A 23,995-nucleotide genomic window follows, 5' to 3' on the forward strand; every position below is an offset into this window, starting at 1 on the left:
TGGTTTATTTTTTCTGTTCATCCGGGAGGCACTTATGTCAACAGGATTACGTTTCACACTGGAGGTGGATGGTCTGCCGCCGGATGCGCTGGCGGTGGTTTCTTTTCACCTGAACCAGTCGCTCTCCACGCTGTTTTCCCTCGATATCTCGCTGGTCAGCCAGCAACTTCTCACTATCGACTTCGCCCAGGTACTGGAAAAAACGGTGCACCTGAAAATCTGGCAGGGCACGGAGATAAAGCGCCGGGTTAAAGGTCTGGTGACTTTTTTTGAGCAGGGTGAAAACGACAGCCACCAGACGCTGTACAGAATGAAAGTGCGCCCGGCGTTGTGGCGAGCGGGGCTGAGAAAAAACTCCCGCATTTTCCAGAACGAAGACATCAAAAGCATCCTGGGCACGATAGTGCAGGAAAACGGTGTGACGGAGTGGAGTCCGTTGTTCAGCGAACCGCATCCGGTGCGTGAGTTCTGCGTACAGTATGGCGAAACGGATTATGATTTTCTGGCACGGATGGCGGCGGAAGAGGGCATCTTTTTCTACGAAGAACATGCTGTGAAAAGCGATGACCAGAGCCTGGTGCTGTGCGACACGGTCCGCTTCCTGCCGGAAGCCTTTGACATCCCCTGGAACCCGAACACGCATACCGAAGTCAGCACCCCCTGTATCAGCCAGTTTCGCCACAGCGCGCAGATACGCCCCTCTTCCGTGATAGCCAAAGACTACACCTTCAAACGCCCCGGCTGGGCGGGGCGCTTTGAGTACGAGGGGGAAAATCTGGATTACCAGCGCACGCAGTATGAGGTGTTTGATTATCCGGGACGCTTTAAGGGAGAGCACGGTAAGAATTTTGCCCGCTGGCAGACGGAAGGCTGGCGTAACAGTGCGGAAATAGCACGGGGAAAAAGCCGTTCCCCGGAGATATGGCCGGGGCGGCGTATCCGGCTGACGGGGCACCCGCAGGGCAGCCTGAACCGGGAGTGGCAGGTGGTGATAAGCGAATTGCGCGGCAGTCAGCCGCAGGCTGTGCCGGGGCAGCGCCATGCGGGCACAACCATTGAAAACCACTTTGTGGTGATACCGGCAGACCGGACATGGCGGCCGCAGCCATTACCAAAACCGTCGGTCGACGGCCCGCAGTCAGCGGTGGTGACGGGGCCGGAGGGAGAGGAAATCTTCTGTGACGAGCATGGCCGGGTACGGGTGAAGTTCAACTGGGACAGATACAACCCGGCGAACCAGGACAGTTCGTGCTGGATACGGGTGGTACAGGCGTGGGCGGGGCCGGGGTTCGGCAACCTGGCAATACCACGTGTGGGCCAGGAGGTGATAGTGGACTTCCTGAACGGCGACCCGGACCAGCCGATAATCATGGGCAGAACGTACCATGCGGATAACCCGCCGCCGGGGGGGCTACCGGGAACGAAGACGCAGATGACCATCCGTTCAAAAACCTATAAAGGCAGCGGCTATAACGAGCTGATGTTCGAGGACAAGACGGGAAATGAGCTGCTGTCGATGCACGCGCAGAAAGACATGAAGACCGAGGTGCTCAATGATCAGGGTACGACCATCACCCGAAATCAAAGCCTGACGGTAGGTAATAACCGGCTGAAGGTTATTACTGCCGATGAAGATGTAAAAATTGACGGACATCAGGCGATAAACATCAGACAGTTTCAGAATGTGAATGTAAAGACCGATGTTACCTGTTTCAACGGCGGGGACAGGGTTGTGCAAAGTGCCGGAAGTGTGGTGATTGGCTCAGGGACAATGATACGCCTGGAGTGCGGCAACAGCGCACTGGAACTGCACGCCGGAGGGGTTATTAACCTGAAAGGTACTGCATTCAATATTGTCGCGGAAAAAAACAGTCTCATTACCACGGGGTCAGCTATTCTCGGCCTGAATCCTGGGGGGGACGCACCCAAAATTGGTGTAGTGGGGGACAATCATAAAAAGAATGTAACCAGTGTTATCGACAAACTGTTCCCTGAGAAGCCAGGAGGCGGGAAATGAATGACGTTTACCGAATGAATGAAGGTCATCTGACGCTTGCCGGGGAAGGGTGGCTTGACTGCACCATGCAGGTGATCCGCAATACCCGAACTCATGCGTCGCTGGTTATCACCCGTGCTTATATTGCCGGAGACAGGACATTTGATGAGGAACTGGAATATCAGTGGGCGCAGGTCAGCGCGCAGATTGAAAACTACCATCAGATGCCTCCGGATATCATCACACTGCCCCTGTTACCTGACTGCCCGGCGCGGGAAATAACGGCGACATATCTGCGTGAGCCACATACCTGCTATCAGCGGCAAGCGGCCGTTTTGCTGCCGGAACGTCGCTTGCTGATGCTGACCTGTACTGCGCTGAATCTCTTCGGAAAAGAGGAAGAGATCTTCTGGCAGCAGGTTAAAAATACACTGGCTATGGACTGACGTCGCGCAGGAGGCATTTTTCGATGGGGAATTTAGCTCATGCCGCCCGGCAGGGCGACGATATCATTCATAACAGTATTCTGGCTGATGTGCTGGGTGGTTTTTTCGAAGCGGCTGTTTGTGTGGCTGTTGGGGCTGTGGTTATTGCCTGTGCTGCGCCGCTGGCAGCAGCGGCTGCGACGGCTGCCGGAGTTTCAGCCGCAACAATGGCTGCGACGGCTGCCGCAGCCGGAACCTGTACGGCTGCGGGACTTGTCGGAGGACTGACCGTCACAATATCCGGCGCAGGCGACCTGGTTGAAGATATCGCGCAGGGCGCGGCGAATTTTATTTCACCTCCGTCGCCACAGGGAAAAATTGCCACGGGTTCTGAGAATGTGCAGACCAATGATTTACCCGCTGCCCGTGCAGCGGGACGCCTGATGACTGAAGCAGAAAATGCAGCACGCGAAAAACTCGAGGCTGAAGAGAAAAAGCGGCAGGAGGAGGCAGAAGCCCGGATGTCCACGGGCATGAAGGTACTGAATATGGTGGGTAACCTGTTCAGCTACGGCGAAGCTTTTTTGGGGCAGATGTTTAATCCCGTAGTGGCGGGGCCATCTGGTGGGGTGGTGGAAGCGCCGAATGATGTTGTTGACTGTCATAAACATCCCCCGCAACCAATACAGTATCTGGCTGAAGGATCATCCCAGGTCAGCATCAACGATTTACCGGCTGTACGCGCCGGAGACAGAACCACCTGTGGAGGAACGGTATCAACGGCGGTGTCACCCAATGTGATTATCGGCGGTAAATCGGTGGTTGTTCGCCCGATCCATAATGGCAAAGTACCGGGCGTGGAAGCCGCCCTGCTGGTGCTGTCGCTGCTCACCTGTAAACCCACTAAGTTACTGAAAGAACTTCCCTGTATGTTTATGGGAATGGCGGCAGCAATGCTTGCCAGCAAGGTCGGTGAGTCCATACATGCGTTGTGGAATCCGGTGCATGCTGCGACAGGTGCCAAGGTTCTCAGCGGGGATGAGGATCTGGACTTTGAGCTTCCCGCCCGCTTTCCGCTACGCTGGCAGCGTATCTATAACAGCCGTAACAGGGATGATGGCCTGTTTGGCCGGGGCTGGCGGACAGCCTTTGAAACCCGTGTTGTCAGGGAGGCTGAATACACCTGCTTTTATGATGAAGGCGGGCGGGAACTCCGTTTTATCTGCCCGGAGCCGGGAGAGGCAGGTTTCAGTCCTGATGAAGGATTATTGTTTGCGCAGAATGAGCAGGGGTTGATCGTTATTGGTAATCTGGATGGTTCTGAGTGGCGGCTCTATGTTCCACATCCGTCAAAGCCGGAACATCTGCGACTGCTGATGCTGTCCGATGAATACGGTAATGGGCTGCAACTCCATTATGACGAACATGATCGTCTGCACGTCATTACGGATACCGAAGAAAGCCTGAGGATAGTACTGCACTACCAGAATTCGCAATTCCCACAACGTCCGACCCGGATCGCAGAACAAACAGCCTCCACTGACAGCCACACCGGTGAACCCGTACAGCGGTTGCTGATGCGCTACGACTATACTTCCCAGGGGCATCTATGTCGCGTAACGGATGCGGACGGGGTGTGTCTGCGCGAGTTTGATTATACAGCCGAAACGCTGATGAGCGGACACCGGATGCCGGGCGGCGCATATTATCGCTATCGGTGGCAGCCATTCAGTGATGGCTGGCGGGTGGTGGAGTATGACGCCACCAGTGGTGAAAATGCTCGGATTGACTATGACATGACGCAGCGTGTGACCACCGTGACTCACGGCGGAGGGCTGACTCACCGGCATGAATGGAATGACCGCTATCTGGTGGAAAAATATACCGATGAAGCCGGACAACACTGGTGCTATGAATGGAATGAAAACGATCTTCTGTCCCGTACTGTTGATCCCTCCGGGGCCGTCAGGGAATATCACTATGATAATGCAGGTAATCTGACGGCAGAGACCGATCCCCTGGGGGGAACGGTATGTACCCGCTGGCACGAAGAGCGGGCGCTGCCTGCACAAGTCACCGGGCCTGACGGGAGCACGTATCAGTATTTTTATGATGAGCATTTTGGGCTATGCGCGGTGATTGATGCGCTGGGACAGTGCTGTTACTACCAGCGTGATGCCTGGGGACAGGTTACGGCGTTCACGGATGAGAAAGGCGGTGTGCAACGGTTGACTTATAATGCACGCGGGCAGGTCAGCAGTGCGCAGGACTGTTCAGGTAAAACGACGCAGTACCGCTATGATGGGGCTTACCGACTGGCGGAAGAGACGGATGCCGCGGGAGAGAGTACGCATTATGAATACAGCCCGGCCGGGCGACTGGTGAAGGTACTCCGCGCTGAAGGCCATGTAACCAGCCTGAGCTGGACGCCACAGGGGCAACCAGAAAGTTACCGGGAGGGGTTCAGCAATCCGGTTCACTGGCAGTATGACGCGGCGGGGAACCAACTGGAGGCCTCGCAGTCAGGGCAGGCGCTGAAGCATAATCAGCAGCATCAGCTCCGGCAGAAAGCCTGCGTTTATGATGTTTACGGTCGTCTGATCCAAGGGCTTTTTCTTTGCCTGCAATTTTATTATTGCTGAATCCGCAAAAATCCTCTGCATTTATCACTATTTTTCTATAAAGAGCTGGAAGTCATAATCCTCTTAGTTGATGAACATAGTGATTAAAAAGAGGAATTCTATGGCTATCCCTGCATTTGGTTTGGGTACTTTCCGCCTGAAAGACGACGTGGTTATCGCTTCTGTTAAAACGGCGCTTGAGCTGGGCTACCGTGCTGTCGACACTGCGCAAATCTATGATAATGAAGCGGCTGTTGGTCAGGCGATTGCCGAAAGCGGCGTACCGCGTAACGAACTGTACATCACAACCAAGATCTGGATTGAAAATCTCAGCAAAGAAAAATTGATCCCAAGTCTGAAAGAAAGCCTGAAGAAACTGCGTACAGATTATGTTGATTTGGTGCTGATCCACTGGCCATCTCCAGGAGATGCTGTATCTGTTGAGGAATTCATGCTGGCGCTGCTCGAAGCAAAACAGCAGGGACTGACTCGTGAAATTGGTATCTCAAACTTCACCATTGCGCTGATGGAAAAAGCCATTGCCACAGTAGGCGCAGACAATATTGCGACCAACCAGATTGAGCTTTCTCCGTATCTTCAGAGCCGTAAGGTGGTTGACTGGGCGAAAGCACACGCTATCCACATCACCTCTTACATGACGCTGGCTTACGGTAACGCGCTGAAAGATGAAGTGATTGCGCACATTGCCGCTAAACATAACGCGACCCCGGCGCAGGTTATTCTGGCATGGGCAATGGGGGAAGGTTACTCCGTAATTCCTTCTTCTACCAAACGTGAAAACCTGGCAAGCAACCTGCTGGCGCTGGAACTGCATCTGGATGCCGAAGATAAAAAAATGATCGCGGCACTGGACTGCAACGATCGTCTGGTCAGCCCGGAAGGCCTGGCCCCTGCCTGGGATTAATTGCCTGACCCTCTGTACACTTTAACCCTCTTTCACAGCTCCTTCGGGAGCTGTTCTTATATATTCACTTAAAAAGTCTATAAATGCACGAATACGTGTACTGACCGCACGATCGCTGTAGTAAACGGCGCTGAAAGGCATTTTTACCGGCAGACGTTTATCGGCCAGCAGTTCCACTAGCTCTCCCTGCGCGATCTCTTTATCTATCATATAATCTGAAAGACAGGCGATGCCGTTGCCGTTCAGGCAAAGCTGTTTTAGCGTTTCCCCACTGTTGGAAGAAATTCCACACTCGACCTCATGCAGCTGTCCGTCGCTACAGGCAATCGGCCAGGTATTGAGCGAAACCGGTTCGGAAAACCCCAGACACAGATGCTGTTTTAACTCCTCGACGGTCTCTGGTCTACCAAAACGGGCAATGTACTCCGGTGAGGCAATAATCTTGCGATAGCTGGTAAATAACGGACGCGCACGTAGACTCGAGTCAGTCAGTGTACCCGCTCGTATAGCAACATCCACTTTTCGTTCAATAAGATTGATGAATGTTTCCGAGGAGACGAGAGACAACGTCATCTCGGGATACCGCTCCCGGAACGGTTTGATTAGTGGCATCAGGAAATGCAACATCACCGGTGTTGCTGCGTCGATGCGCAGCAGGCCGCGCGGAGTATTACGCGACTCCATGATTTCCGTTTCTGCTGCAGCCATCTCTTGCAGTATCTGCTGCACCCGCCTGAAGTAGCGCTCTCCTTCCTCAGTGAGACTTAGCTGTCGGGTCGTTCGATTAAGCAAACTGACGCCCAGTTTCATCTCCAGCTTTTTTACTGCCCGACTGACCGCGGAATTGGCTTGTCCAAGCTGTTCTGCCGCCCGGCTAAAGCTGCCGCTTTCCACTACCGCTACAAAAATCGCAAGTTCTTCAGAGGTCGCTTTCATTTTTGCACCTGACGCAAAATTATATTGAGATTTTGAATATTTTTGTCATTAAAACATCCAGGCATACTGCGTGTCATCTGATTACTGATGTTACGGAGTTATTTATGCCTCTCGCTTTATTTGCACTAACAATTAGTGCCTTCGCTATAGGCACTACTGAGTTTGTGATTGTTGGTCTGGTGCCGACCATCGCTCAACAACTGGCGATCTCGTTACCTTCCGCCGGGATGCTGGTTTCCATCTATGCGCTGGGTGTGGCGATTGGCGCACCGGTACTGACCGCTTTGACCGGACGCCTGCCACGTAAACAGTTACTGGTTGCGCTGATGGTTCTGTTTACGGCGGGGAATTTGCTGGCATGGCAGGCTCCCGGGTATATGACACTCATTGTCGCTCGTCTGCTGACTGGGCTGGCACACGGCGTATTCTTCTCGATTGGTTCTACCATCGCGACAAGTCTGGTGCCGAAAGAGAAAGCGGCCTCCGCCATCGCTATTATGTTTGGTGGCTTAACGGTGGCGCTGGTAACCGGCGTGCCGCTGGGAACATTTATCGGTCAGCACTTTGGCTGGCGCGAGACTTTTCTTGCGGTATCAATGTTAGGCGTGATTGCACTGATCAGTAGCCAGCTGTTGATCCCCGCCAACATTCCCGGTCGTGCAGCCGCCAGCATTCGCGACCAGGTGAAGGTGCTGACTCATCCTCGTCTGTTGCTGATTTATGCCGTTACGGCACTGGGCTACGGCGGTGTATTCACGGCATTCACCTTCCTGGCACCGATGATGCAGGATCTGGCGGGATTCTCTCCGGCAGCAGTAAGCTGGATCTTACTGGGTTACGGTGTTTCAGTGGCTATCGGTAATATCTGGGGTGGTAAGCTGGCGGATAAGCATGGTGCTGTTCCTGCGCTGAAATTCATTTTCGCCGCGTTGTTTGTTCTGTTGATGGTTTTCCAACTGACGGCTTCTACGCAGTATGCCGCGCTGGCTACTATCCTGGTAATGGGGATCTTTGCCTTTGGTAACGTACCGGGGTTGCAGGTCTACGTGGTACAGAAAGCGGAACAATTTACGCCTAATGCTGTAGATGTGGCGTCAGGGTTGAACATTGCGGCGTTTAACATTGGCATTGCACTGGGTTCAGTGATTGGTGGACAAACGGTCGAGCATTATGGTCTGGCGCAGACGCCGTGGATTGGCGCACTTATTGTCCTGGTTGCTTTCCTGCTGATGGGACTCAGCGGTCGTCTTGATAAGCCCGCGCGCGTTGCTTTGGGGTAAATCATTGATGTAAGCGCCCACTTACAAAACAAACTGCAATTGTTCGTTGAAAGTGAGTGCTAAAATCCCTATAACAGAAGAACCAGTCCGGCTGCGGACTGGTTGACGTTACAGAGGTTTGAAAGTCTAAAGTGCGAAAAAACACCTATGCCATGCGTTATGTTGCCGGACAACCCGCCGAGCGGATTTTACCGCCGGGGTCGTTTGCGCATATTGGCCAGGCATTACCCGCAGGCGTTCCGTTAAGCAGTGAAGATCGCATTCGCGTGCTGGTATGGAATATTTTTAAACAGCAGCGCGCAGAATGGCAGTCGGTGCTGAAGAATTTTGGCAAAGATGCGCATCTGGTGTTATTGCAGGAAGCACAAACCACGCCAGAACTGGTGCAGTTTGCGACCGCTAACTATCTTGCTGCTGATCAGGTTCCGGCCTTTGTGCTGCCTCAGCATCCCTCTGGCGTCATGACGCTCTCTGCTGCTCATCCTGTTTACTGCTGTCCATTGCGTGAGCGTGAGCCTATTTTACGGCTGGCGAAATCGGCGCTGGTGACGGTGTACCCGTTGCCTGACACTCGGCTGTTAATGGTGGTGAATATCCACGCGGTTAACTTTAGCCTTGGCGTTGATGTCTATAGTAAGCAGTTACTTCCTATTGGCGATCAGATTGCTCATCACAGCGGTCCGGTGATCATGGCCGGCGATTTTAATGCCTGGAGCCGTCGACGGATGAATGCGCTGTACCGCTTTGCGCGTGAAATGTCGCTGCGCCAGGTTCGCTTTACTGACGATCAGCGCCGCCGTGCGTTTGGTCGCCCTCTCGATTTTGTGTTCTATCGCGGTCTGAACGTGAGTGAAGCCTCTGTGCTGGTCACCCGCGCATCCGATCACAACCCGCTACTCGTTGAATTCAGTCCCGGCAAACCTGAACAATAACGGTGTGTCAGGTCTGCCATAGGGCAGGCCTGTGATGGTTGCCCTTCATATTTCTCAACAACCGAAGGACAACACAATGACAACACGCTCTCACCATGACAACGTCGAAAAACAGTTTGGCTCTCAGGCTAATGCCTATTTAACCAGTACGGTGCACGCCTCTGGCCGTGACTTGCAACGTCTGGGGGAAAGGTTGTCGGCATTTCCACAGGCTCGCGTATTGGATATGGGATGCGGAGCAGGGCACGCCAGCTTTGTGGCCGCGCAACACGTAAAGCAGGTCATGGCTTATGATTTATCGTCGCAGATGCTTGAAGTGGTTGCTAAGGCGGCAAAAGACCGAGGTCTGGATAATATCGCCACACGGCAGGGGTATGCTGAAAGCCTGCCATTTGAAGATAACGTATTTGATGTGGTGATTAGCCGCTATTCCGCGCATCACTGGCATGATGTCGGGCGCGCGCTGCGGGAAGTGAACCGCGTTCTGAAGCCCGGGGGTGTACTGATTGTGATGGATGTGATGTCGCCTGGCCACCCAGTACGTGATATCTGGTTGCAAACCGTGGAGGCATTACGCGATACCTCACACGTACGCAACTATTCCAGCGGAGAGTGGTTGTCGTTAATCAATGACGCCAATCTGATTGCCGATACCTTGTTAACCGATCGTCTGGCGCTGGAATTCAGTTCGTGGGTGGCGCGGATGCGTGCGCCTGCAGCGTTGAGCGACGCGATTCGTGCCTACCAACAAAGTGCTTCTGCACAAGTGAAAGACTACTTTGCGTTACAGGAAGATGGCTCGTTTACCAGCGACACGATAATGGTTGAGGCACATAAAGCGGGATAAATGAAAAAGGCACTGGGGGGAAACCAGTGCCTTCATTTCTACAATGCTATCAGGAGTCCGGCATGTCGTTGTTTTTCACAAACAACGTTAGCTGATCGCCTGGCTGTAGATTATTCGTATCGCTGTTCCAGCGCATCACATCCTTGATGTTAACCCCGTGGCGTTTGGCAATACTCGAGAGCGAGTCGCCTTTACGCACACGATAGGTGATGCTATCGCTGTTGTTCGCCAGTCGCTGTGCGCTGCTGCCAGCGCCCACCGTCAGATTCTGGCCTACTTTCAGCGACGACCCGCGCAGATTATTCCACTGCTTAAGGTCATTGATGCTCACGCCAAGACGTGAAGCAACGCCAGAAAGCGTATCGCCAGAGCGAACTTTGTAGCTACGGCTGTTCAGCGGCGTGTTATCCGCGACCAGCGTTGACTGCACGGCTGCAATTTCGCCTGAAGCCAGAGACTCACGCAGCTTCTCTGCATGCTTCTTTGGCACCATCACATATTGCGGGCCGCTGGCACCCAACGTGGAACCTTTCACGCCTGCATTGAAGGTCTTCAGCTTGCTAACGGAAATACCCGCCATATCGGCAACCTGAGCCATCTCAACCGGGCTACTCAGGCGAACACGTGCCAACGCGCGGCTTTCGTCTGTTGTTGGCAGACGTACGCCATAGCGTTTGCTGTTTTTGAGTATATCGCTCAATGCCAGCATTTTGGGCACGTATAGCTTCGTTTCCTGAGGCAATGGCAACGACCAGAAGTCAGTGGGTTTACCACGAGCTTTGTTCGTTTTGATTGCCTTCATGACACGACCTTCACCGCTATTATAAGCAGCAACGGTCAGCAGCCAGTCGCCATCAAACATCTTGTTCAGACGCTGCATCATGTCCAGCGCGGCGGTGGTGGAAGCCACAACGTCGCGACGTGCATCATAACTGCGGGTCTGTTTTAAACCATAATTGCGCCCCGTGCTCGGAATGATCTGCCAAATACCTGCGGCATTGGCGCCAGACGTTGCGTGAGGATCAAAAGCGCTCTCCACTATGGGTAGTAGTACCAGTTCCATAGGCATGTTACGTTTCTTAACTTGCCCGGCTATCCAGTACATATACGGCTCTGCCCGTAAAGTTACATCGTGGAGATAGCTCTTATTGCGTAAATACTTCTGTTTCTGTTCGCGAATCCGGCTGTTTTCCGGAATTCCCATCTTTAGCTCGTCACCAATGAAAGCCCACAAATCTTGATCAGCAGCGATAGATGTTCCGTCGTCCATCCATCGCGCCTGACTTGTAAACTTTCCTGCTTCCCCTTGACCAGCTGCAGAAAGGCTCTGTGCGTGTTGTTGGACGTTACCAGTATTCTGGCACCCAACAAGCAGGACAGAGGCGAGTAATATCGCTTTTGCCTTCATGTGTGTGTCAATAGTTGCTTAAAAGACGACCGATCATAACGGCGAAGTTTTCAAAAGGCAACCCGGAATTGTCAGAACGTATCTTTCTTTGACCTTAACCAGGCAAAACGCTCCTCAGGTTGTTGCAATATTGTTTCTTTGTTAATTTCATTAATTAAATCAATATCTTCCGTTCTTAAAAAAAGATTATTTCGCCGCTCATTTTTCAGAATTACGGGTAGTGTCATTTGTTTTTTTACGCGTAACTCATTAACTTTACGATAATATTCATTTATGAACGAATCGTGCGGGAGAATGCTTAAGGCAAACTTCATGTTTGCTAATGTGTACTCATGTGCGCAACAAATTAATGTATCGTCAGGAAGGGCGTTGATTTTTTTAAGTGATTGATACATTTGGGTTGCGGTGCCTTCGAAAAGTCGACCGCAACCGCCAGAAAAGAGTGTGTCACCACAAAATAAGTAAGGATGGCTAAAGTAACAGATATGTCCTAAAGTGTGACCCGGAGTAGCAATTACCCTAAATTCATGCCCCAAAACGAGTGCAATATCGCCATCTTCGACTATGTGTGTCGTTCCCTTATCTTGCGTTTCAGCCGGTCCGTATACCACTATTTGTGGGAAATGCTGCAGAAGTTCTTTCACTCCGCCCACATGATCCTGATGATGATGGGTTAGCAGAATGGCTTCAGGCACCCAGTTATGCTCTGCAATGGCTTTCAAAACAGGAGCCGCTTCACCCGGGTCCACAATCAGACAATGCTGGTCATTATTTGACAAGACCCAGATGTAATTGTCCTGAAATGCAGGAATACTGTTAAGATTCATATATTACCTCTCAATGCGTAACGGAAGGTTGTGATGAAACCGGCAAGGATCCCTCAAACTGTCGTAGCGCCCGTTAGCTGGGATGATCTACCCTGGGGCGAACACTATCGTGAGGCGCTGGAGTATCAGCTTAACCCGTGGTTCGCAAAAATGTACGGTTTTCATCTGCTTAAGGTTGGTAATTTAAGCGCAGAAATCGATTCCGAAGCGTGCGCGGTTTCTCATCAGGTAAATGTTTCTTTGCAGGGTTCTCCCATGCAGGTGACGGCCGATCCTTTGCATCTTCCCTTTGCCGATAAGTCCGTGGATGTCTGTTTATTGGCCCATACGTTACCGTGGTGTTCTGATCCGCATCGCCTACTGCGTGAAGCCGATCGCGTGTTGATTGATGACGGTTGGTTGATTTTGAGCGGCTTTAACCCGGTAAGCCTGATGGGTTTGCGTAAACTGGTGCCCGTATTGCGTAAGACATCGCCCTATAACAGTCGGATGTTTACCCTCATGCGTCAATTGGACTGGCTATCATTACTGAATTTTGAAGTGCTGCACTATAGTCGTTTTCATGTTCTGCCCTGGAATAAGAAGGGCGGGAAAATGTTAAGCACCCATATCCCCGCGCTGGGCTGTTTACAGCTGGTGGTTGCGCGCAAGCGAACCATTCCGCTTACACTCAACCCGATGAAACAAAATAAAAGCAAAACGCCTATCCGTCATGCCGTTGGCGCGACCCGGCAATACCGTAAACCGGACGCTTAAGCCTCAGTCTGATACCCAATATCATCCTGAGTCGGGCTCATGGCCGCGGTGCGCGCAAGCTCATCGCAGCGTTCGTTTTCCGGATGGCCCGCATGGCCTTTAACCCATTCCCATTTGATTTGATGAGGGCCTAAAGCGGCATCGAGACGCTTCCACAGATCGACGTTCTTCACTGGTTTTTTATCTGCTGTTTTCCAGCCACGCTTCTTCCAGTTGTGGATCCACTGCGTAATGCCCTGGCGCACATACTGGCTGTCCGTGCTGAGTATCACTTCACACTGTTCTTTCAGGGCTTCCAGCGCAACGATTGCTGCCATCAGCTCCATGCGATTATTAGTTGTAAGGTTGTAGCCTTCGCTAAAGGTTTTTTCGCGCCCGCGATAGCGTAAAATCGCCCCATAACCACCCGGTCCGGGATTTCCCAGGCAAGAACCATCGGTGAAAATTTCTACCTGTTTAAGCATCTCTGGTAGACTTCCTGTTTTAGCAAATCGAAATCAAACGATAAGTCTGACATAAATGACCGTTATGAGCACTGGAATTACACGACAGATCGTCCTCGATACCGAAACCACCGGTATGAACCAGATTGGCGCCCACTATGAAGGCCACAAGATCATTGAGATCGGTGCGGTTGAAGTGGTGAACCGCCGCCTGACCGGCAATAACTTCCATGTTTACCTGAAGCCGGATCGGCTGGTGGACCCGGAAGCGTTCGGCGTACACGGAATCGCAGACGAATTCCTGCTTGATAAACCCACGTTTGCTGATGTAGCCGACGAATTTCTCGACTACATTCGCGGCGCGGAGCTGGTCATCCATAACGCATCGTTCGATATCGGTTTTATGGATTACGAATTCGCGAAGCTCAGGCGGGATATTCCGAAGACGAACGAATTCTGCAAAATAACCGATAGCCTGGCGCTGGCGAGGAAAATGTTTCCTGGCAAGCGAAACAGCCTTGATGCGTTGTGCTCGCGCTATGAGATAGACAACAGTAAACGAACCCTGCACGGCGCATTGCTTGATGCCCAGATTCTGGCCGACGTTTATCTGATGATGACCGGCGGGCAGACCACGATGGCGTTCTCAATGGAAGGCGACAGCCAGCAGAGGAATGACACGGGGATCCAGCGTATTGTGCGCCAGTCCAGCAAACTACGTGTTGTTCTCGCCACTGATGAAGAGTTAGCGGCCCATGAGTCACGCCTTGACCTGGTGCAGAAGAAAGGCGGAAGTTGCCTCTGGCGGGCATAGTTTGTACATTTACCGTATGAAAATGGCCATTCGGGTGATTTTTGCAGCAAACGATTAAAAAACGTGAGAAAAAGCGTTGACGAGGTGCGAGGCAATCCGTAATATTCGCTTCGTTCCCAAGCGGAACACAACGCGGAGTGGTAGTTCAGTTGGTTAGAATACCTGCCTGTCACGCAGGGGGTCGCGGGTTCGAGTCCCGTCCATTCCGCCACTATTCAGAAAGCCTGAATCAGAAATGATTCAGGCTTTCGTCGTTTTAATCACTGCAAAATATTATCTATCATTTTACCATCAAAAAAATCAATAACTGACCGCGCGGTATGGATACCTGTCTGGTGGTACGATTCAACCGTCGCAGCGGCGATGTGTGGGGTCGTGATAATATTTCTGGAATGTAGCAGAGGGCTGAATTGTGGCAAAGGTTCATGCTGAAATACGTCGAGGGCGGAAAACACATTCCTTTCATCAATCACCTGCAACAAAGCGCGTTCATCGATTAATTTCGCACGAGCCGCATTGATGAGCAGGGCACCATTTCTCATCATAGAAAGGTATTTGTGACTGATAAAATTCTCTAAGGATGATGTATAAGGGAGAAGCACGACAATGACGTTGGACTGCATGAAGATGTCGTCAACCGAAACAAACTTAACAGCCATTTTTTCAGCTATCTCATGATCCGGTTTTTTGTCGTACGCGAGAATTTCAATCTCGAAGCCGGACAACCTCTTAACCAACGTTTTGGCAATATTCCCAAAACCTAATAATCCTACCCGTTTACCATTTAATTCATTTCCCAGCGAGTATCCCCAATAGCCGTTTTGCATGTCCATATGATTACCGGGAATATTTCTCAGACCAGAAAATATAAGGCCAATGATAAATTCGGCGACAGCGTTAGCATTGATGCCTCGTGCATTATTAACCACAATGCCTGATTTTTTTGCCGCGTCAGTATCTATATTATCAACGCCAGTACCAAATCTTGAGATGATTTTCAGTTTTGGTAGAAGAGAAAACACACTGGCGTCATAGCAATCCGTTCCGGCAATGACAGCATCAATAGATGCCCTCAACTTATCTGATTCTGATGCGATAAGATGATTCACACTGTTCTTGAAAATGAGATTATATTGGTTATCGCGCAATAATTTGCAACCGGTTACACAACGAGCCGAAAAACTGGAAACGGTGATTAATACATTTTTCATATCTGTTACCTCGTACCTGAGAACGCCATCAGGTTGTGATGGCGTAGACCGGTTACAATAAAAATGACACAAGTTATGAATTTACTTTAACGCCGAGAGCACCTCCTGGATGAAATAAACCAAAATCGGTTCGGGTAAACTGCTTGAGTTCTGACAGCGTGAGGGCTACTGCATCTCCCACGACAAGAACAGCCGTAGAAGAGCAGGATGGAGCAAGACCTAAGGTGTCGGCTTCACTCTTTACGGGTATTTCAATCGATAAATCACAGCAGATAGCCAGCGACGAATTGTGGCTTCGGGTAAATGAGACCAGAAAATTTTTCATTTTTTTCAGACTTGGTAGCGTAGCTAACAGTTCTGCTGTCTCACCACTATTGGATATCAAAATAACAACATCTTCACTGGTAACCATGCCCAGATCGCCATGAACAGCTTCTGTTCCATGAATAAAAAAAGAGGGGGTACCGGTGCTGGCAAATGTCGCTGCCAATTTTTTTGCAATAATTCCTGATTTTCCTACGCCGATAAAGACAACTTTCCCGCTACAGGATTGCAGTATTTTTACAAGATTTGCGGTTTCTGAAAGCGGTGCATTAATAATTTCCTCAACTGCTTTTTGCTCATTTCGCATAAATCCTTTAATGAGTGAGATGACCTCAGTATTATTCATGTCTGTTTTCCTGATTAATTTTATCAATAACGTAAGCCACCCGAGATAAGCCCTGGTATAGTTTTTCCCTGCTGCAAGCCAGATTTAACCGTAAATAGTTTTCCCCACCTGGTCCATATACGTTGCCTGCCATGATCCCCACTTTTCCTTCATGAATTAACATGGCGTAGAATTTTTCGAATGAACAACTTATGTGTGAACAGTCTATCCATGAAAAATAGCAACCTTCAGATTCTCTGAGTTTCAGAGGTGAAAGATTTTCTTGAACATAATGAACAGCAAAATCAATGTTTGACTGAAGGTGTGACTTCAACTGTTGTAACCATACATCACACTCATTGTAGGCAACGATAGTGGCAATGATATTCAATACCGAAGGTGAATTCACAAAATCCCGATAACGAGTTATTACCCTGAATTTTTCATTAAAGATAATGTCAGGTGCGATAAGATACGAGCCCGTTAGAGCAGGGACATTAAATGTTTTTGAGATAGAGTTAAAAACAACCGTTTTATCGTAGTGCAATTTAAGTGCAGACGTAAATTTATGGCTAAAAGCGAAATCACTGTGGATCTCATCGGATAACAGCCAACAGCTATTTTTTATACATATCTCTGAAATTTTAATTAACTCATGCTCAGACCATACTTTTCCTGTTGGATTATGTGGATTGCACAATAAAATTACCTTTGCATATTTTGCTCTGGCATTTAAGTCGTTCCAGTCTATGCCATACCGGCCATCATCATTTTTAATCAATGTTGAAGTGAGTAATTTTCTTCCACTATTTTTGATAACATCAAAGAATGCATTATATGCTGGCGTGAAAGTCAGAATGCTATCTTCAGGTACAGTTAATAATTCTAGCGCTTTGGCGATTGAGTACATCACACTCGGACTATAAGTAATCCAGTTAGCATCAATGACCGTATCATATTTCTGACCATACCAATGGCATATCGCGTTGAGATATTCGTTATGTTGCCAGCGACTATACCCGAGGACAGGATGTTCCAGTCTTTTCTGTAGCGCTTTGGTAATTGCTTGTGGTATGGGTAGATCCATATCAGATATGGAAAAAGGAATAATATCGTGTACACCAAATCTGTCTTCGCAGAAGTCCCACTGCGTGCAGTAAGTTCCTTTTCGCGAAATAGGCGTGTTAAAAATATCCATCAACATAACCCCATACATTTATCCATATCTTTACGCAAGGCGATGACTTTTGTACCAATAATGACCTGTAAGGTATTTTTATCGAGTTTGACAATTGCGATCCCTCCCTGCTTTTTAATGGCAGCTTCATCAATTGCTTCTATATCTTTGATTGTTAGCCGTAAACGTGTAACACAGTTATCCAGAGAGATAATGTTTTCTTTTCCTCCGAGAGCCGTAATCATATTCTCAGCGGTGCTGGCGTCTGTATTTCTATTTGCCACTGGTTGGACAGTCGGTGTTATCAAATCAGCTGTTGTTGCAGATGGAACCATGTCACTGTCTTCTCTGCCAACAGTCATTAAGTTGTATTTTAGAATGGCCCATTTAAATACCATGTAATAAATGAAAAAGTAGGCGATTTCTACACAAACAGCCACTGGCCATCCAGTTCTTGCACCCCGTAATACGCCAAAGCTTATAAACTGAATCAAATCGCCGGTGAATCCCATTTTCACGCCGAGATACGGTAAAAACATATTTGCGAAGCCATTCATAAAGGCATGGAATACAAATAAGACAGGACTGACAAACAGGAATAAAAATTCAATCGGTTCGCTAACACCGCCAATAATCACAGTCAGCACCGCAGAGATTAATAATGCTTTAATAGCCTTGCGATTTTGTACATGAGCAGTCTGATACATAGCAAGAGCCGCACCTGCTAAACCATACTGGATCATGAGCTTACCTTGTTCCATTTTTCCGGCAAGGTCTAAGGGAATGACGGCGTTTTCTTTGACGTAGGCCATAAACATATTGAGAGTGCCGTAGTACTCCTCGCCGTTGATGATCGCTGATCCGCCAATCGGCGTAAATCTGAATACAGATGTGACTAAATGATTTAGTCCGAAGGGAATCGTTACGCGCTCTGCAACGGCATAGAAGAAGTAACCTACCGGACCAGAGGTGGATATCCAATGGCCGATTAACATAAACATGTTAAAGAAAGGAGGCCAGACAAAAGGGATTATGATGCCGAAAACACTCATGACAACTAACGTAATGATAGGAACAAGACGTGGGCCACTATAGAATCCCAACGACTCTGGGATACGCAGATTGACGATCCGTTTGTACATGGCGAATACCATCAACCCTGCAACGATTCCCCCCAATACGCTGGTATTGTATGACTGAATTCCCAGAATAATAGTTTGTCCATGTGTGGACATCTGATCTGTGGGGACGAGCAGACCGTGACTTTTAAGATAAAAATTTGTTCCCAAATGCATTGCCATAAACCCGACCAGGCCGGAAAATGCGCCATATGCTTTATCTTCTTTTTCTTTCAACAGACCCAGTGGGATGGCGATTGCAAATAATACCGGTAAATTAACAAAAGCGAATAAACCCAGGCTAACAATAAAATCTAAAAATGATTTAACAACAGGGTATCCTAATACAGGAATTAATTTGGCCATTTCCTCGCTGGCTAATCCACTACCCAGGCCTAACATCATGCCGCATACGCTTAGCAGAGCGATTGGATACATAAATGCCTTACCCAGGCTCTGAAAAAAACTCCAGGCTTTTTTCTGTTTCATATTAACTGTCTCGTGATAAGGTGAAATATAATCAGTCCATCAATACCTTAATGCGAATTGAAAGATACAACTTTTCTTCCATCGCCAGTTCATAGTTAAACTCTGATTTTAAATACTCTTCTATTTTTATAATAGAATGTTGCAAGATTAAATCTTTCTCCAGAAAATGTTCATAGATATCACCGATATCTTTATTCTTTATCTTTTCGTTGCATAGCACCCGACAGGAGAAATATTTTAAATGGGTCATGAAACGTGAGTAGTTGAATGCGTTGCGATCTACTCTTTTCTCGTAAACCTTTTCAATAATATCTGTGATTTTTTGTGAGAACTCTATAGTCCTGAGAGATTCATAATTGGAGGTGTTTTCATAGTTATTCAAAATATGCAGGGCGATGAAACCAATCTCATCATCCGGAAGTCGGATGTTAAAATACTCATTGACGATGGATAAAGCATCCCGACTAATAGCATACTCTGACTTGTATAATGCTTTTATCTCATCAAGGAATATATTATTGATTTGGATGCCAGCAGCGCATCGAGAGACTGCATTCGAAATGTGATCGGCAAGAATGAGTAAAAGCGATGGGTTCAACTTTTTGTCAAGATTTATCTCCGCATAACGGACTATTTTTTCAGATACAAAAACATAATCAATATCTACTCTCTCTATCAGTTTGTATAATTTTCCTTTTTCTTCATTTCTGACATAAAAAAATCGATTAGCAGGATGTGGTGGAACAGACATGCCATTTTTTCTGTTGTAACCTACGCCAGGGCCAGAAATGATGACTTCCTGACCATTCATCGATGCCAGCACACAATTATTGTTCATGACTTTTTCGATGATCATTTCATGGCTCCAAAAAAAAAGGCAAGACAAGTAAGAAGTAATAATCACTTCAAACGTTGTCTTGCCTGATTTAACAGTTACAAGATTACTCACTGATGTGTATACCCTACACAGGATTATCTTAAATAAATGAGATGCATGTCCTGTTTTGGGATTAGCATGCCAAATTTAAGATGCCAGCCACACATACAACATACTAATAATTAATGTGGTGAATTCATGGATGGAATATATGATATTTTCCTATGTATAGTGTTGTTCGCCCTTCCTTCAGCAGTGTGTAGGCAATTACTCGCTCAGCGTCTGTGCGATGTCTTTTTGCACCTGCTGGCGCTGTTCTGGAGTCAGCACTTTGTTCAGGTCAAAATAGTATTTCACGCGATAATAACGCGCCTGCTGTTCGATGTTGCTGAATGCCGAAAGCTGTTTTTTGACGGCTGCTTCATCCCACTTCCCGGACTTGATGACGTCAATCAACGCGCCGTCTTTAACATCCTTCACCGAAATCTGGCTTACGTTGGTTTCAAGCTGCTGGTGCAGTTTTTTAATCTGTGCAACCTGGTCAGTGCTCAACTTAAGATGTTGTACTATCGGATCCTGGGCTGGAGCCGGAACATTAGATGTGGTTGCTGCAAGCGTGCTAAAAGAAGCGCCAGCCACGGTAACTGCCAGCAAAGTCATGCGTAAGAAGTTCTTCATGTCGAGATCCTGATAAGGGAATTATTAACATTGTCAGTCACTCGCTGGTTACGAGTGATTATCTTTTGCAGGATACGATGCCCACCGCATGTCGCCACGCGAATTTGTTTTGCGGTTGGTTACGGAGTGAAACAATCCCGCCACGGAAAAACGTTGTGCAGCGGGAGTTAAGGCGATAGTTATAGCGTGAACGGGTCGGCGTCCTGCCAGGCGGGAAATTTCTCGCGATATTCACGCAGCGCTGAGAGAGACAGTTCTGCGTCAATGCGTGTGGCCTGATGCGGCTCGGCGGTGGCAATAATCTCACCCTGCGGATTAATCACCCGGCTGTCACCGCGATAATGATGCCCGTTACCGTTAGTGCCCACGCGGTTACATCCTGCTACATAAGCCTGGTTCTCAATCGCCCGTGCGGCAAGCAGAACCTGCCAGTGCAGAGAACGCGGCGCAGGCCAATTGGCAACATACAACGCAAGGTCGTAATCGTTGCGATTGCGCGACCATACCGGAAAACGCAGGTCATAACAGACCAACGGCAGAATGCGCCAGCCGCGCCATTCAACAATAACGCGCGCGTCACCCGCCTGGTAATGCTGGTGCTCATCCGCCATGCGGAACAGATGGCGCTTGTCGTAGAAATGCACATTACCTTCGGGTTCAACCAGCAAAAAACGATTCACCGGCCCCCGTTCAGACTGTATCGCCGCGCTACCTGCTATCAGGGCATTTGTCTGCTGCGCTTTGCTACGCATCCAGCTTACAACTTCTTCTTGCGGCAACGATTTATTTGCCGCTTCCATGGCAAATCCGCTGGTAAACATCTCAGGCAATACAATGACATCACGTCCGGCGACGGTTTCCAGTTGTCGGTCAAAATGGCGCAGGTTGGCCGGGCCATCCATCCAGATCAATGGTTGTTGCAGCAGAGTAATTTTCAAACCAGGCACGATCGAGGCTCCTCGTTGAACAACATTTTGACACTGTAGCATGAGCATTAATGAAAATGTGGCAATAAAAAGCCCCGCATTAAGCGGGGCTAAACGTCGTGCGAGTGTCGTTATGCGGCTTCGACTTTACGCACTTTCTCTGGCAGCTTTACCGGCTGAGTCGCCAGCTCCTCGGGTTCAAAGTCATCCACGTTGATACTGCGCAGGCGGCTCGCTTCGGCTTTCACCAGAATCGCGGCTTCATCTTTATCAATCAGCCCTTTCGCCAGCGCATTGTGCGCCAGTTCGTCGAGACGGGTAAATGGCAGGTTTTTACCCAACTCTTTACAGATCCGCTGGTGGATTGGGTCGGCTGCAATCACGTCCAGCAGCGCCTCTTCCAGCAAACCAACCGGGTTATGCTCGCTTGGCGTCAGATATTGACCGCGACCAATACGAGAACGAGTAGCGCTCGGAACCTGCAAAATCTTCGCGACTTTATGATCCAATTTGTCAGACGGTGCATGGTAGTGGCGACCGGTAGGGAAGATAACCACATTCAGCAAGCCCGCGACCAGACGGTTCGGGAAGTTCTTCAGCAGATCGTCCATCGCCTGTTCCGCTTTGTACAACGCATCCTGAACGCCCCAGTGAACCAACGGCAGGTCCGCTTCATGACGGCCTTCGTCGTCATAACGCTTCAGCACCGCGGAGGCCAGATACAGCTGACTTAACACATCGCCCAGACGTGCGGAGATACGTTCACGACGCTTCAGACTACCGCCCAGTACAGCCATCGACACATCTGAAAGCAGGGCCAGGTTGGCGCTCAGACGGTTCAGGTGCTGGTAGTAACGTTTGGTCGCATCGCCAGTTGGCGTGCTGCTGGTTAAACCACGCGTCAGGCCAAGCCAGAAGCTACGCACTTTGTTACTGCCGACGTGACCGATGTGTTTGAACAGCAGCTTGTCGAACGCATTCACATCGTTACTCTGTGCCGCAGCCATCTCTTCCAGAACATACGGATGGCAGCGAATCGCACCCTGACCGAAGATCATCATGCTACGGGTCAGAATGTTGGCACCTTCAACGGTAATAGCGATTGGCGCACCTTGATAAGCACGGGCGAGGAAGTTACTTTCGCCAAGCATAATGCCTTTACCGCCAGTGATATCCATCGCATCGATGATTGACTGCTGCCCGCGGTGGGTACAGTGATATTTCACGATGGCCGACAACACCGCCGGTTTTTCACCCAGCATAATGCCGTAGGTAATCAGTGATGCCGCAGCGTCCATCACGTAGGCGTTACCGGCAATACGTGCCAACGGCTCTTCAATACCTTCCATCTTGCCGATAGAGATTTTGAACTGGCGACGAATGTGCGCATACGCGCCGGTGGCCATCGCGACCGATTTCACGCCGCCCGTCGAGTTAGATGGCAGGGTAATACCACGTCCCACAGACAGGCATTCCACCAGCATGCGCCAGCCCTGACCGGCCATTTTCGGACCACCGATGATGTAATCAATTGGTACAAACACATCTTTGCCCAGTGTCGGACCGTTCTGGAACGGCACGTTCAGCGGGAAGTGACGACGCCCAATTTGTACACCTGGCGTTGAGGTTGGGATCAGCGCACAGGTAATGCCAAGATCTTCTTCGCCACCCAGCAGTTTTTCCGGGTCGGAGAGTTTAAATGCCAGACCCAGCACGGTAGCGATAGGCGCCAGCGTGATATAGCGTTTGTTCCAGGTCAGGCGCATACCCAGCACCTGCTGGCCCTGCCAGTCGCCCATACAAACTACGCCGGTATCAGGGATCGCGCCTGCGTCGGAGCCGGCTTCCGGGCTGGTCAGAGCAAAGCATGGGATCTCCTGACCGCGAGCCAGACGCGGCAGGTAATGATTTTTCTGCTCTTCGGTGCCGTAATGTTGCAGCAGTTCGCCTGGGCCTAATGAGTTAGGCACGCCAACGGTGATTGCCAGGATCCCGGAAACGCCGGAGAGTTTCTGTAGAACGCGAGCCTGAGCATATGCTGAGAATTCCAGCCCGCCGTACTCTTTCTTAATGATCATCGCGAAGAAGCGGTGTTCTTTCAGATATGCCCACAGTTCCGGCGGCAGATCCGCGAGTTCGTGAGTGATCTGGAAGTCGTTCGCCATGCGGCACGCTTCTTCCACTGGACCATCAATAAACGCTTGCTCTTCAGCAGTCAGATGCGGCTGAGGATAGTTATGCAGTTTTTTCCAGTCAGGCTTGCCCTGGAACAGATCACCTTCCCACCAGGTCGTACCGGCATCAATCGCTTCTTTCTCAGTACGCGACATTGGCGGCATGACTTTACGGAAACCGCGGAACACCGGTGCAGAGATCATAGATTTGCGCATCGGCGTAAAGTTAAACGGTACGAGAATAATGGCCAGAGGAACCAGCAGCCAGACTGACCACAGGCCAGCCACGCCAAGCGCGGCCGTCCAGGCGAGCAAAATTAAGCTGCTGAGGAATAAGCTCACGCGGTGATAAAACAGAACGCTGAGCAGAACAACCGTAGCGATAATACTCAAAATCATCATAACGAAAAGCTCCCTTGCTTGTAGGAGGTCTGACCACTTGTGATGATATGGTTGTAGTGGATGTAAATTCTTTTAGCAATGTGT

The 23,995-nt window shown here is 49.6% G+C and carries 21 protein-coding genes, 1 tRNA gene and 1 pseudogene; 10 read left to right on the forward strand and 13 right to left on the reverse strand.

What is annotated here, in order from left to right; genetic code table 11:
• Positions 1–34: 34 nt before the first annotated feature.
• From OGV89_RS16765 to dkgB, 4 genes are all read left to right on the forward strand, one after another.
• Entirely contained in the window at positions 35–2,017 is a 1,983-nt protein-coding gene (locus OGV89_RS16765) for a type VI secretion system Vgr family protein (RefSeq protein ID WP_286558976.1), read from the forward strand.
• Positions 2,014–2,442 carry a DcrB-related protein gene (locus OGV89_RS16770; RefSeq protein WP_137348615.1) on the forward strand — a complete coding sequence of 143 codons (429 nt, stop codon included), beginning with the start codon at positions 2,014–2,016 and terminating at the stop codon, positions 2,440–2,442. The genes OGV89_RS16765 and OGV89_RS16770 overlap by 4 nt, the downstream gene beginning before the upstream one ends.
• Positions 2,443–2,465: 23 nt before the next feature.
• Positions 2,466–5,063 carry a DUF6531 domain-containing protein gene (locus OGV89_RS16775; protein ID WP_286558979.1) on the forward strand — a complete coding sequence of 866 codons (2,598 nt, stop codon included), beginning with the start codon at positions 2,466–2,468 and terminating at the stop codon, positions 5,061–5,063.
• A gap of 100 nt (positions 5,064–5,163) precedes the next feature.
• Complete coding sequence (gene dkgB / locus OGV89_RS16780; RefSeq protein WP_003843867.1) at positions 5,164–5,967, forward strand: 2,5-didehydrogluconate reductase DkgB; 804 nt, start codon at positions 5,164–5,166, stop codon at positions 5,965–5,967.
• A 21-nt stretch (positions 5,968–5,988) separates the two neighbouring features.
• Here dkgB and yafC read toward each other — a convergent pair whose 3' ends face one another.
• Positions 5,989–6,903, reverse strand: a complete 915-nt coding sequence (gene yafC, locus OGV89_RS16785) for a DNA-binding transcriptional regulator YafC (protein WP_003843865.1) — start codon at positions 6,901–6,903, stop codon at positions 5,989–5,991.
• A 104-nt stretch (positions 6,904–7,007) separates the two neighbouring features.
• Here yafC and OGV89_RS16790 point away from each other — a divergent pair, with 104 nt between their 5' ends.
• From OGV89_RS16790 to OGV89_RS16800, 3 genes are all read left to right on the forward strand, one after another.
• The gene (locus tag OGV89_RS16790) at positions 7,008–8,183 is read left to right on the forward strand and encodes an MFS transporter (RefSeq protein ID WP_003838907.1); all 1,176 of its coding nucleotides are present in this window, start codon (positions 7,008–7,010) and stop codon (positions 8,181–8,183) included.
• A gap of 131 nt (positions 8,184–8,314) precedes the next feature.
• On the forward strand, positions 8,315–9,115 hold the full coding sequence (locus tag OGV89_RS16795; RefSeq protein ID WP_003031427.1) for an endonuclease/exonuclease/phosphatase family protein: 801 nt from the start codon (positions 8,315–8,317) through the stop codon (positions 9,113–9,115).
• A gap of 76 nt (positions 9,116–9,191) precedes the next feature.
• On the forward strand, positions 9,192–9,962 hold the full coding sequence (locus OGV89_RS16800; protein ID WP_286558981.1) for a class I SAM-dependent methyltransferase: 771 nt from the start codon (positions 9,192–9,194) through the stop codon (positions 9,960–9,962).
• Positions 9,963–10,011: 49 nt separating this feature from the next.
• On the opposite strand, the gene mltD is transcribed toward OGV89_RS16800, so the two are convergent.
• On the reverse strand, positions 10,012–11,370 hold the full coding sequence (gene mltD / locus OGV89_RS16805; protein WP_003031421.1) for a murein transglycosylase D: 1,359 nt from the start codon (positions 11,368–11,370) through the stop codon (positions 10,012–10,014).
• 71 nt (positions 11,371–11,441) lie between these two features.
• Positions 11,442–12,197, reverse strand: a complete 756-nt coding sequence (gloB, locus tag OGV89_RS16810) for a hydroxyacylglutathione hydrolase (protein WP_003031418.1) — start codon at positions 12,195–12,197, stop codon at positions 11,442–11,444.
• Positions 12,198–12,230: 33 nt separating this feature from the next.
• Here gloB and OGV89_RS16815 point away from each other — a divergent pair, with 33 nt between their 5' ends.
• On the forward strand, positions 12,231–12,953 hold the full coding sequence (locus OGV89_RS16815) for a class I SAM-dependent methyltransferase (protein WP_003031413.1): 723 nt from the start codon (positions 12,231–12,233) through the stop codon (positions 12,951–12,953).
• On the opposite strand, the gene rnhA is transcribed toward OGV89_RS16815, so the two are convergent.
• Positions 12,950–13,417, reverse strand: a complete 468-nt coding sequence (gene rnhA / locus OGV89_RS16820) for a ribonuclease HI (RefSeq protein WP_003838896.1) — start codon at positions 13,415–13,417, stop codon at positions 12,950–12,952. The two genes, OGV89_RS16815 and rnhA, sit on opposite strands and share 4 nt — an antisense overlap.
• Positions 13,418–13,481: 64 nt before the next feature.
• Between rnhA and dnaQ the strand changes: the two genes are divergently transcribed.
• Together dnaQ and OGV89_RS16830 are read left to right on the forward strand one after the other, a co-directional pair.
• A complete protein-coding gene (gene dnaQ, locus OGV89_RS16825; RefSeq protein ID WP_195826924.1) occupies positions 13,482–14,210 on the forward strand; it encodes a DNA polymerase III subunit epsilon in 729 nt (242 codons plus the stop codon).
• 134 nt (positions 14,211–14,344) lie between these two features.
• A tRNA-Asp gene (locus OGV89_RS16830) sits at positions 14,345–14,421 on the forward strand.
• Between the two features lie 49 nt (positions 14,422–14,470).
• Here the strand turns inward: OGV89_RS16830 and OGV89_RS16835 are convergent.
• From OGV89_RS16835 to fadE, 9 genes and pseudogenes are all read right to left on the reverse strand, one after another.
• Complete coding sequence (locus OGV89_RS16835; protein ID WP_200003299.1) at positions 14,471–15,421, reverse strand: phosphoglycerate dehydrogenase; 951 nt, start codon at positions 15,419–15,421, stop codon at positions 14,471–14,473.
• Positions 15,422–15,494: 73 nt separating this feature from the next.
• A complete protein-coding gene (locus tag OGV89_RS16840) occupies positions 15,495–16,091 on the reverse strand; it encodes a KpsF/GutQ family sugar-phosphate isomerase (RefSeq protein WP_003843858.1) in 597 nt (198 codons plus the stop codon).
• Entirely contained in the window at positions 16,084–17,268 is a 1,185-nt protein-coding gene (locus tag OGV89_RS16845; protein ID WP_286558985.1) for a MalY/PatB family protein, read from the reverse strand. Before OGV89_RS16845 ends, OGV89_RS16840 begins: the two co-directional genes overlap by 8 nt.
• Positions 17,268–17,609, reverse strand: a complete 342-nt coding sequence (locus tag OGV89_RS23035) for a PTS sugar transporter subunit IIB (RefSeq protein WP_395149632.1) — start codon at positions 17,607–17,609, stop codon at positions 17,268–17,270. Before OGV89_RS23035 ends, OGV89_RS16845 begins: the two co-directional genes overlap by 1 nt.
• Positions 17,582–18,854: pseudogene (locus OGV89_RS16850) on the reverse strand (PTS transporter subunit EIIC); the annotation flags it as partial. The pseudogene OGV89_RS16850 and the gene OGV89_RS23035, both read right to left, overlap by 28 nt.
• Positions 18,855–18,885: 31 nt before the next feature.
• Positions 18,886–19,710 carry a PRD domain-containing protein gene (locus OGV89_RS16855; RefSeq protein ID WP_106902010.1) on the reverse strand — a complete coding sequence of 275 codons (825 nt, stop codon included), beginning with the start codon at positions 19,708–19,710 and terminating at the stop codon, positions 18,886–18,888.
• 288 nt (positions 19,711–19,998) lie between these two features.
• On the reverse strand, positions 19,999–20,409 hold the full coding sequence (locus OGV89_RS16860) for a Spy/CpxP family protein refolding chaperone (protein ID WP_016149590.1): 411 nt from the start codon (positions 20,407–20,409) through the stop codon (positions 19,999–20,001).
• Between the two features lie 179 nt (positions 20,410–20,588).
• The gene (locus tag OGV89_RS16865; RefSeq protein WP_286558990.1) at positions 20,589–21,356 is read right to left on the reverse strand and encodes an amidohydrolase; all 768 of its coding nucleotides are present in this window, start codon (positions 21,354–21,356) and stop codon (positions 20,589–20,591) included.
• Positions 21,357–21,466: 110 nt separating this feature from the next.
• Positions 21,467–23,911 (reverse strand): acyl-CoA dehydrogenase FadE, encoded by a 2,445-nt coding sequence (gene fadE / locus OGV89_RS16870; protein ID WP_003031392.1) that lies wholly within the window; start codon positions 23,909–23,911, stop codon positions 21,467–21,469.
• Between the last annotated feature and the right edge of the window lie 84 nt (positions 23,912–23,995).

It is taken from the genome of Citrobacter sp. Cf125 (assembly GCF_030333935.1).
GTDB lineage: Bacteria > Pseudomonadota > Gammaproteobacteria > Enterobacterales > Enterobacteriaceae > Citrobacter > Citrobacter freundii.

Bases quoted from the DNA above. Each gene is read 5' to 3' on its own strand.
- OGV89_RS16765 (WP_286558976.1), top strand. From the start codon at position 35: ATGTCAACAGGATTACGTTTCACACTGGAGGTGGATGGTCTGCCGCCG.
- OGV89_RS16770 (WP_137348615.1), top strand. From the start codon at position 2,014: ATGAATGACGTTTACCGAATGAATGAAGGTCATCTGACGCTTGCCGGG.
- OGV89_RS16775 (WP_286558979.1), top strand. From the start codon at position 2,466: ATGGGGAATTTAGCTCATGCCGCCCGGCAGGGCGACGATATCATTCAT.
- dkgB (WP_003843867.1), top strand. From the start codon at position 5,164: ATGGCTATCCCTGCATTTGGTTTGGGTACTTTCCGCCTGAAAGACGAC.
- yafC (WP_003843865.1), bottom strand. From the start codon at position 6,903: ATGAAAGCGACCTCTGAAGAACTTGCGATTTTTGTAGCGGTAGTGGAA.
- OGV89_RS16790 (WP_003838907.1), top strand. From the start codon at position 7,008: ATGCCTCTCGCTTTATTTGCACTAACAATTAGTGCCTTCGCTATAGGC.
- OGV89_RS16800 (WP_286558981.1), top strand. From the start codon at position 9,192: ATGACAACACGCTCTCACCATGACAACGTCGAAAAACAGTTTGGCTCT.
- mltD (WP_003031421.1), bottom strand. From the start codon at position 11,370: ATGAAGGCAAAAGCGATATTACTCGCCTCTGTCCTGCTTGTTGGGTGC.
- gloB (WP_003031418.1), bottom strand. From the start codon at position 12,197: ATGAATCTTAACAGTATTCCTGCATTTCAGGACAATTACATCTGGGTC.
- OGV89_RS16815 (WP_003031413.1), top strand. From the start codon at position 12,231: ATGAAACCGGCAAGGATCCCTCAAACTGTCGTAGCGCCCGTTAGCTGG.
- rnhA (WP_003838896.1), bottom strand. From the start codon at position 13,417: ATGCTTAAACAGGTAGAAATTTTCACCGATGGTTCTTGCCTGGGAAAT.
- dnaQ (WP_195826924.1), top strand. From the start codon at position 13,482: ATGAGCACTGGAATTACACGACAGATCGTCCTCGATACCGAAACCACC.
- OGV89_RS16835 (WP_200003299.1), bottom strand. From the start codon at position 15,421: ATGAAAAATGTATTAATCACCGTTTCCAGTTTTTCGGCTCGTTGTGTA.
- OGV89_RS16840 (WP_003843858.1), bottom strand. From the start codon at position 16,091: ATGAATAATACTGAGGTCATCTCACTCATTAAAGGATTTATGCGAAAT.
- OGV89_RS16845 (WP_286558985.1), bottom strand. From the start codon at position 17,268: ATGGATATTTTTAACACGCCTATTTCGCGAAAAGGAACTTACTGCACG.
- OGV89_RS23035 (WP_395149632.1), bottom strand. From the start codon at position 17,609: ATGACTGTTGGCAGAGAAGACAGTGACATGGTTCCATCTGCAACAACA.
- OGV89_RS16855 (WP_106902010.1), bottom strand. From the start codon at position 19,710: ATGATCATCGAAAAAGTCATGAACAATAATTGTGTGCTGGCATCGATG.
- OGV89_RS16860 (WP_016149590.1), bottom strand. From the start codon at position 20,409: ATGAAGAACTTCTTACGCATGACTTTGCTGGCAGTTACCGTGGCTGGC.
- fadE (WP_003031392.1), bottom strand. From the start codon at position 23,911: ATGATGATTTTGAGTATTATCGCTACGGTTGTTCTGCTCAGCGTTCTG.